We start from the raw sequence: 9125 nt of genomic DNA on the forward strand, positions 1-9125 counted from the left end.
GCGATCGGCGTCAGCCGGGCCGGGCTGCGGGTGTCGCAGGGCCTGGGCGTGGTAGTTGGTGGTGCGGTGGCGGAAGGCATCGATTCAGCGGTCAACACGATTGCGCTCGCCGGCGTCCTCGGAGTGCTGCTGGCGGTTCCGGCCGCGGTCTCGTGGGCGCGGCTCAACCGCACAGTCAACACCGCACGCGCAACGTCGAACGTCAACTCGTTACCGACGTGATCCCCGCCCGAACCGCCAGCCGACCAGGGATGGCAGCCTGGCGAGTCACCATTCGCGATCTCTCACCTTGTTAACCTCCAGGCGTGGTGCACGGACTTCGGTCAATTTCCCCCAAGGCTGTCGTGGCAGGCCGTCACCACTCACGATCAAACATCATCACTGCTCACCTCCCGGGGGGAACGGGGGAGATACGAAACGACGCCCGGCTCGCTGCGGCTCCCGGCGCACGGGGCATGCTAGCGGGTGGTGCTCGAATCGGCAGCAGCCTCCTTCGGTGCACACTGGTGTGTGACACGGAGGGAGGGAACCTGCGCTCATGAGTTTCACCGATCGCGACGGGCATCGGCAAGCCACACCTGGTGAAGCGGGACCTCCCGAGACCACAAGCAACGGGAGGGGTCAGGCTCGGCCTGCGACGGGTCACATACCTGCTTCGCAGACAAGTGTGAACGATTCGAGCGATTCACAACAGCTTAGACGACGATTTGTAGTGCATTTGCGTCAGTGGGCACTCTGGCGCAGGCCGCTCCGGCTCATCATCTGGCTGCTGATCTGCGAAGTCGCGACCGTCACGCTAATCGTGCTCGCCACGGTCAACTCGTCGAACCCCTCCGAAACCGATTGGCTACGATTCGTCACACTCGGCGTCTGCGCCAGCGCTCACCTGCAGCTTTCCCGGCGTCAGGAAGAAGCGATGCGGAGCAGGAAGCCGACGGTGCACATCGACCTCGTCGGTATCTGGTCGTTCGCCGCCGTTGTGGTGCTACCGGTTCATCTGGCGATTCTCAGCATCCTGCTCAGCCGCACCCAGCGCTGGTTCGTCGCCCGACGGCCCGTACACCGCTACCTCTACTCGAGCTGCAGCATGCTGCTGGCCGCGATGGCGACGCACGGAGTAGTGACTGCGTTCGGACAGCCGAACCTGTCGGGACTGACCGTCTGGGGATCACTCGTCCAGCTAGCCGTATTAATGTTGGGCGGACTGACCTATTTCTCCGTCCAGCTGACTGTCATCGCGTCCGCCCAGTTCATTCTTGATCTTCGCCCGACGTTCGCGATGCTGGGCACCAAGGACGACAACGAGCTCGAAGCACTCACGATCGCGCTGGGGACGGTCGCCGCGATCCTGCTGGTCAACCTGCCGGCCGCGCTCGCGATCATCGTGGTCATCAGCGTCATCGGCAACCGCATCGCCGAGGTGCGCCAGCTGCAGGTCGACGTGCGGACCGACCCCAAGACCGGCCTGCTGAACATGCGCGGCTGGCGAGAGGGGGCGGAGCGGGCCCTGTCCCGCGTGGAACGGGCGAACGGGACCGCGGCCGTGCTGATGGTCGACCTCGACCACTTCAAGGCCATCAACGACACCTGGGGCCACCCGGCCGGCGACGACATGCTCGAGTACGTGTCGCACGCGCTGCGCGGCGCGACCCGCCCGAGCGACATCGTCGGCCGATTCGGCGGCGAGGAGTTCGTGGTCCTGCTGCCGGAGGCGGACGTCAACGAGGCGGAGCAGGCCGGCGAGCGCATCCGTCGAATGATCTCCGAGCTGCACGTCCCGACGACCGACAAGCGCGGCGGCCCGGTGGCCATCACGCATCGCACGACGTCCATCGGCGTGGCCGTGTACCCCCAGCACGCCAAGGGCCTGGACGAGCTCCTGCAGGCCGCGGACGCCGCCGTGTACGAGGCGAAGGAGAACGGTCGCGACCAGGTCCGCCTGGCCAGCTGACCAGGACAGCCGAATTGGCTGAGCCGAACGGCGGTACGGAGTAGCCTTCGGTCTCATGGGGAGGGTCGCCACCGGTGTGCCGCGCTTGCGGTGGCTGGTCGTGATGATCCTCGCCGCGGCGACGTTCGCCGTGATCGCCTCCCGGCCCAACCCGCCCGTCACGCACCCGCCGACCGGGGACGTCGCCAAGATCGAGCGGGCCGTCGAGGACCAGCTCGACCCGGCGTCCGGCCGCGACCCGCTGCGCGACCTCCCGGCCGACTTCGACCAGGTCAGCGGCCGCGAGCCGGTCCACATGCGCGCGCCCGACGGCACCGTGCGCGCCGTCCACCCGGGCGGCGGCTGCTCCTCCCCCTGGGGCGACACCCGCTGGGACTACAGCGTTGGCTGCAAGGCCCACGACCTCGGCTACGACATGCTCCGCTACGCCGCACGCAAGGGCCAGCCGCTCGACCCGGGCCTGCGCGAGCGCCTCGACGACCGGCTCTCCCGCGACATGCACGCGCAGTGCCGGCTCAACCCGCGCGGCTCGCCGGCCTTCTGCGAGGTCGTCGCGTCCCTGTACACCGTCGGCCTGGTCGTGAACTCCTGGCATCAGCGCTGGGGGCCGCCGCAGAACGAGCCCGTCGGCCCGTGGTCGGTCGCCATGATCGTGATCATGCTGCTCATCGCCGTCCGCGCGCCCGCGGTCGTCCGGCGCGGCGTGCGGCACGGGCCCCGCCGCGTGCCCTCCCGGCCGCGCCGCAACCGGACCGAGGCCGCCCAGACCGCCTACCTCGGCTTCCTGCGCATCGTCAGCCTCTCCGGGATCGTCGTCGCCGAGTCCGTCCTCGCGTTCACGATGCGCGGCACGGCCGACGCCCCGTGGGTCTGGCCGCTGACCTGGCTGCTGCAGCTCGTGCCACTGTTCTTCCTCGCCGGCGGGCACGCGAACCTGCTGGCCTGGCGCGCGACGCTGGAGGCGGGCGCCGGCTACGGCACCTACCTCGTCGGCCGGATCGGCTGGCTCATCCGTCCGGTGCTGGCGTTCGTCATCGCCTGGCTCGTGATCCCGCTGTCGCTCGAGCTGCTGGCGGCGCCGGAGGACGCGATCACCGCGTTCGGCCGGCTGATCGTGCAGCCGCTGTGGCTGCTGGGCCTGTACCTGCTCGTCGTCGCCGGCATGCCGGTCATGCACCGGCTGCACCGCCGCCTGCCGATCGGCACGCCGCTCGCGCTGCTGGCCGGCGTGGTCGCGCTGGGCTTCGTCGGCGGCGCGGTCGCCGGGCACGTCGGGGGCGTGCTCGTCGCACTGCTGTTCAGCCAGCTCGCCTTCCACTACGCCGACGGCACGCTCTGGCGGCTGCCGCGCTGGGTGCTCGGCGCCGGCGCGGCCGTGGCCTTCGGGCTGCTCGTCGCGCTGACGACCGCAGGCGCCCAGCCGAAGCTGCAGCTGGCCGAGCCGACCGGGTACGCGGCGTTCGCGCCCTCGCTCGTCGGCGTGCTGCTGCTCGGCCTCGTGCAGACCTGCCTCGTGGCGCTGCCGCGCGAGCCGGGCCTGCGGGCGGTCGCCTCGGGCGGGCCGGCACGGTGGGTCGCCTTCGTCCGCGCGGCGCCGATGACGGTCTACCTCGTCTACCTGTGCGCGATGCTCGTGATCGAGGGCCTGATCGGCGTGGCCCGCAGCGCCGGCGTCATCTCCGGCGGCATCGACTGGCTGCTGCGGCCCCGCACGGCGCTCGCGCTCGGCATGCTCGCGCTGCCCACGCTGATCACGTTCCTCTGGTTCGAACGCCGCGCCACGCCGCCGCCCGAGCCGCCGCTGGACAAGCCGCTCGAGGACGTCGCCACCGACGAGCCGCGGACGTGGATGGACACGCTGGCCGCCGGCCTGGGCGTCGCGTACGGCGCCCTCGGCGTGCTCGGCTTCGCCGTGACCGGGCTGTCCGGCTGGACGCAGAGCTCGTCGCTGCTGGGCCTGCCGATCGACCCGATGGCGAGCCTGATCCACCTGCTGGTCGGCTGGTACCTGGTGCACTGCGTGCACCTGCAGACGAGCTCGCGGCCGGGCCCGTGGCTCGTGACGGCCATCTCGTGCGTGCCGCCGATGATCACCACGATGAGCGGCGCGGGCACGATCGTCCACGGCCTCACGATGGCGACGGCACTCGCTGTAGCCGTCGTCTGCGCGCGACGTACGCAAGCGGGCTCGGACACGCCGTCCGTGCCCATTACCAGCGGCGTAAGCAACTGAGGGGGACACTCCTGGGTGCGAACAGCGCACCGGTCCGGTCACGGTGAGCGACGTATGCCACCCTACGGGACAACCGATCTCCGCTCCGGCACGTCTACATAAGTGTCCGGGGGGCCGGAGCACACTGGGAGCGCTGCGGGAGGAGCCAGGGGTGAACCGACGGCCGCCGAGGTCAGACGGCCAGCAGGCGCGTGATGAGCGGGCGCCTGCGCGGGCGCGTACTCGCACGTCCGCGAACGCGGGCCGCGTGGTCGGCAACAGAGTCACTCGCGAAGATCCCTACCGCCGTCCGTCCCGCACGTCGGACGCGCGCGTGCTGCCGCGGGCCGACGACCCGACCGAGAAGTTCACCAGCGCCGCGCCACCGCGCCGCCACCTGCTCACCAGCGGCAAGTTCGTCCTCACGATCGTCTCGGTGCTGATCCTCGTCGTCACCGGCTACTACTGGGGCGAGCTCAAGCCGTGGCAGGAGGGGCTGACGACGGCCGACGTGATCGACCAGGCGCCGACCGAGCGGCCGGCCGACGGCGCGATCGACATCCTCATGGTCGGCATGGACAGCCGTACCGACGCGCAGGGCAAGCCGCTGTCCCAGGCGCAGCTCGCCCAGCTGAACGCGGGCGACAGCGACGGCGAGCTCAACACGGACACCCTGATCATGATCAGGATCCCGAACGACGGCAAGCAGGCCGTCGGAATCTCGATGCCACGCGACTCGTACGTCGACATCCCCGGCTACGGCGAACACAAGATCAACTCGGCGTATCTGCGGGCGAAGAACGAGGCCCGGCAGCGGCTGCAGAACGAGGGCGTGGCCGACAAGGCGCAGCTCGAGGTCCGCTCCAACCAGGAGGGCGCGAAGAACCTGATCGCGACCGTCCAGGACCTGACCGGCGCCACGATCGACCACTACGCCGAGGTCAACCTGCTCGGCTTCTACGACATCACCAAGGCCATCGGCGGCATCGACGTCTGCCTCAAGCAGCCGGTCGACGACTACCGGTCTGGCGCGCACTTCAAGGCAGGCAAGCAGAACATCTCGGGCAGGCGGGCGCTCGCGTTCGTCCGCCAGCGTCACGGCCTGCCCAACGGCGACCTGGACCGGATCGTGCGCCAGCAGGTGTTCATGATGGGCATGGCGAAGAAGGTGTTCTCACAGGACATGCTCACGCCGGGCTCGCAGACGCTGGACAAGCTGCGGGCGGCGGTGCAGAAGTCGGTGGTGCTGGACGAGGACTGGAACGTCATCCAGTTCGCCCAGCAGATGATGAACTTCACCGGCGGGCGGCTGGCGTTCAAGACCATTCCAACGGGCCGTATCGACCTCGAGACGCCCGAGGACGGCTCGGCGGTCGAGGTGGACCCGGACGAGGTGCACGCGTTCGTCGAGGGGCTCCTGGGCAAGAAGCCGCCCGCGAAGGGCGACAAGCCTTCGGGCTCGGACGAGGCCGCGAGCAAGCAGGTGACCGTGAACGTCCGCAACGCGAGCGGGCAGAGCGGCGTCGCGCAGGCGGTGTCGGACTCGCTGGCGGCGAAGGGCTTCACGACGGGCGAGGTGGGCAACGCCGACCTCCGCGACACGACGGTCGTCCGGTACGCCTCGGGTGGGCGGGACGCGGGCAACGAGGTGGCGCAGGCGCTCGGTGGCAGCCCGGTCGTCGAGGAGGACTCGAACCTGCCGAGCGGCACCGTGACGGTGTTGCTGGGCGCGGACTACGAGGGCGCCGGCAACACCGACGCGAGCGGCAACCTCACGCACCAGCCGTTGCTCCAGCTGTCGCCCAGCAAGGCCCAGCCGGCGAAGCAGCCCGATCCATCCGGCTGCGTGAACTAGTTCACCCGTTCGGCGGTTTGTGACCGGTTCGCGGAACCGGCACACCGCCGGCTGGCGCATTTCTGAAACAAATTTTGGAAACCCGCGTAATCACTCGCGGGTTCATCGCTTCTTCTTATGTCGGCGTTCCGGTTCGGCGGGGCCGGGGCGCCATGCGGAGAGGGGCGATCGTGCAGCTGAACACCGGCACATACCAGCGAGTTCTCGGCGACGAGCTGCGTCGTCTGCGCAAGCAGCGGGGGTGGACGAGGCGAGATCTGAACCGCCGGCTGCAGAGCGACATCTCCCTGCAGACCCTGGCGACCTACGAGCTGGGGACGAGGCAGTGTTCCGTGGTGCGGCTGGTGGAGATCTGCCTGGCCCTGAACGAGGTGCCGCACGAGCTCCTCGCGCGGGTGCACCAGCGGGTGTTCAGCGAGTCCCCCGTTGGCCGAATCCGGATCGACCTACGCGGAATCGTCCGGGACGACCAGCCCTCGCTGCTTCCGTTGCGCCGCTGGGCGAAGGGCCGGCTGACGGAGATGAACGGCCACCAGCCGACGGAGGTCAGCCTGGACATCGCGGCCTTGGAGCGAATGGCCGAGCTGTGCGGCATTGAGACGGTAGAGCTGATCGCGAGGTTAAGGAGAATCAGCGCCCCGGTCCCTCACGCAGACGACGACTGATCACACGGCCAACGGCGCAGGGCACAAGTGCAGACGCGAACAACAGGGCGCCAGCACGGGCGAAAAGAGGATCGGGGCCGCCGCCGGGCACATGGAGGGCAGCGCGGACCCGCCCGTAATTCCTGCCCTCAGGGCGACGGAGGCTCGCGGGTCAAGAGGTCGCCAATGGATCTGGGAGTTCGCGCTGGGCGGGCTGCTGGTGCCGGTGATCGCCCGGGTGGTGCTCTCGAAGCCGGTCGCGCTGTGCTGGGCCGGGCCGGCGTCGTCGGCGTCGCGATCTGCGGGTTGGAGCCGCTAAGGACCAGCGCCGGAAAGGCGCGACCTCTTTGAGGCGTGAATCGGACGGAAACTCCGCCGACGGCCCGGCGCCCGGCAATTCCAGAACGATCGCCTGTGTACAACTCCGCCCGCGCGGGGGCCCCCGCTTTCCACGCTACCGATGGACACCGACGAATTCGGGGGTCCAATCACGCGCCTGTGGACAACTCGTACTCCGCGGGATTCAGCCGTCGCGTCCGTTGCCAGTATCGCCACGTGAAGCCGGGCCAGATGGTCCGGTTCACGCCGTGCGCGTCCAGGTACCAGCTCCGGCACCCGCCCTGCGTCCACACCCCCGACGCCAGCTTCCGCTGGATGTCCGACTGGAACCGTGCCTGCGCGCTCTCCCGCGGCTGCAGTGACGCCGCGCCCGCATTCTCGACGAGGCGCATCGCCTGTGCCACATAGCGAATCTGCGACTCGATCATGAACACCACCGAGTTGTGGCCCAGCGCCGTGTTCGGGCCCAGCAGGAAGAACAGGTTCGGGTAGCCGGCCACGGTGATCCCGTAGTGCGTCCGGATTCCGTTGGTGCGCCAGTCCTTCGACAGGTCGCGCCCGTCGAGGCCGGTGATGTTCACGTAGTCGAACGCGTCCGTCACATGGAAACCCGTGCCGTAGATGATCGCGTCGACGTCGTGCGAAACGCCGTCCGTGTCGACGATCGAGCCCGCCCGGACCTCGGCGATGCCGGCCGTGACCACCGAGACGTTCGGGCGGGTCAAAGCCGGGTAGTAGTCGTTCGCGATGAGGACCCGCTTGCAGCCCATCACGTAGTCCGGCGTCAGCTTCCGGCGCAGGGCCGGGTCCGAGACGGCCTTTTCCATGTGCCGCAACGCGATCCGCTGCGCGAGCTTCATCAACCCCGGCCGGCCGTTGAACCCGAGCGCCCGTGACTCGAGCAACCAGTAGATCAACCCGCGGTACAACCGCTGCGCACCGGGCACCACGCGGAACACCCGCCGAAGCCAGCCGGGGATCGCATGGTCGGGCTTCGGCATGATCCACGGCGGCGTCCGCTGGAACACCGTCAGCGACGCCACCGACGGCGCGATCCGGGGAATGAACTGGATGGCGCTCGCCCCGGTCCCGACGACCGCGACACGCTTGCCCGTGAGGTCGTACGAATGGTCCCACCGAGCGGAGTGGAACGCCTTGCCGGTGAAGTTCTCGATGCCCGGCAGCGCCGGCACGTTCGGGATGTGCAGCCCGCCGATCCCGGACACGACGAAGCGGGCCACGTACTCGTCACCGGTGGCCGTCGTGACGTGCCAGCGGCTCTCGTCGGCGTCCCAGCGGGCGCCGGTGACCTCCGTGCCGAAGCGGATGTGCCGGCGCAGGCCGTAGGTGTCGGTGACCCGCCGCAGGTACGCCCAGATCTCGGGTTGCGGCGAGAACGACCGCGTCCAGTCCGCGTTCTGCTCGAACGAGAACGAGTACATGTGCGACTGGATGTCGCAGGCGCAGCCGGGATACGTGTTGTCGCGCCAGGTGCCGCCGACGTCGTCGGCCTTCTCCAGGACCACGAAGTCGTCCCGGCCGTCGCGCTTGAGCTGGATCGCCATGCCGAGCCCGGAGAACCCGGTGCCGATCACGACCGTGTGCACCCGCATGCCACCCTCCTCGATCCCGCCCGGACGCTACCTTACTCAGAGTAGGTTACTTCCGGTAGAGTAGCGCCGTGGCCCCCGGGACCAAGCGCCGCCGCATGCCGCGGGCGGAACGCGAGCGGCAGATGATCGCCGTCGCGGAGGAGATCTTCGCCGAGCGCGGCTACCAGGCCGCCTCGATGGACGAGATCGCCGAGCGCGTCGGCGTCTCCAAGCCGATGCTCTACGAGTACTTCGGCTCCAAGGAGGGCCTGCTCGTCGCCTGCATCCGGGCCGCGAGGGCGGAGCTGCTCGCCGCGACCACGGCGTCCGTCGAGGACATCGGCTCCGCGGAGGAGGCGCTGCGTAGCGGGCTGGCCACGTTCTTCCGCTTCATCGACTCGCACCGGCGCTCGTGGGAGCTGCTGCGCCAGGAGGCCGCGGTGGCCGGCCAGGCGGCGATGGACGAGATCGAGGGCATCCGCCGGCAGCAGACGCAGGTGAACACGACCCTGTTCGCGGCCTACCTGCCCGA

At 69.4% G+C, this 9125-nt stretch carries 6 protein-coding genes and 1 pseudogene; 6 read left to right on the plus strand and 1 reads right to left on the minus strand.

What is annotated here, in order from left to right:
- From VH969_RS14365 to VH969_RS14385, 5 genes and pseudogenes are all read left to right on the plus strand, one after another.
- A pseudogene (locus VH969_RS14365) lies at nucleotides 1–222 on the plus strand (MFS transporter); the annotation flags it as partial.
- 694 nt (nucleotides 223–916) lie between these two features.
- On the plus strand, nucleotides 917–1951 hold the full coding sequence (locus tag VH969_RS14370; RefSeq protein ID WP_331974234.1) for a GGDEF domain-containing protein: 1035 nt from the start codon (nucleotides 917–919) through the stop codon (nucleotides 1949–1951).
- A gap of 55 nt (nucleotides 1952–2006) precedes the next feature.
- Nucleotides 2007–4184, plus strand: a complete 2178-nt coding sequence (locus VH969_RS14375) for a hypothetical protein (protein ID WP_331974235.1) — start codon at nucleotides 2007–2009, stop codon at nucleotides 4182–4184.
- A 247-nt stretch (nucleotides 4185–4431) separates the two neighbouring features.
- Nucleotides 4432–6018, plus strand: a complete 1587-nt coding sequence (locus tag VH969_RS14380) for an LCP family protein (protein WP_331974236.1) — start codon at nucleotides 4432–4434, stop codon at nucleotides 6016–6018.
- 170 nt (nucleotides 6019–6188) lie between these two features.
- Nucleotides 6189–6683 (plus strand): helix-turn-helix domain-containing protein, encoded by a 495-nt coding sequence (locus VH969_RS14385; RefSeq protein ID WP_331974237.1) that lies wholly within the window; start codon nucleotides 6189–6191, stop codon nucleotides 6681–6683.
- Between the two features lie 467 nt (nucleotides 6684–7150).
- Here the strand turns inward: VH969_RS14385 and VH969_RS14390 are convergent, their stop codons facing one another.
- The gene (locus VH969_RS14390) at nucleotides 7151–8614 is read right to left on the minus strand and encodes a flavin-containing monooxygenase (RefSeq protein WP_331974238.1); all 1464 of its coding nucleotides are present in this window, start codon (nucleotides 8612–8614) and stop codon (nucleotides 7151–7153) included.
- A gap of 95 nt (nucleotides 8615–8709) precedes the next feature.
- Here VH969_RS14390 and VH969_RS14395 point away from each other — a divergent pair.
- The coding region (locus tag VH969_RS14395) for a TetR/AcrR family transcriptional regulator (protein ID WP_331974239.1) at nucleotides 8710–9125 on the plus strand (416 nt) is incomplete at its 3' end.

It is taken from the genome of Actinophytocola sp. (assembly GCF_036555685.1).
Lineage (GTDB): Bacteria > Actinomycetota > Actinomycetes > Mycobacteriales > Pseudonocardiaceae > Actinophytocola.

Coding starts and splice junctions, on each gene's coding strand:
- VH969_RS14375 (WP_331974235.1), top strand. CDS start 2,007: ATGGGGAGGGTCGCCACCGGTGTGCCGCGCTTGCGGTGGCTGGTCGTG.
- VH969_RS14370 (WP_331974234.1), top strand. CDS start 917: ATGCGGAGCAGGAAGCCGACGGTGCACATCGACCTCGTCGGTATCTGG.
- VH969_RS14390 (WP_331974238.1), bottom strand. CDS start 8,614: ATGCGGGTGCACACGGTCGTGATCGGCACCGGGTTCTCCGGGCTCGGC.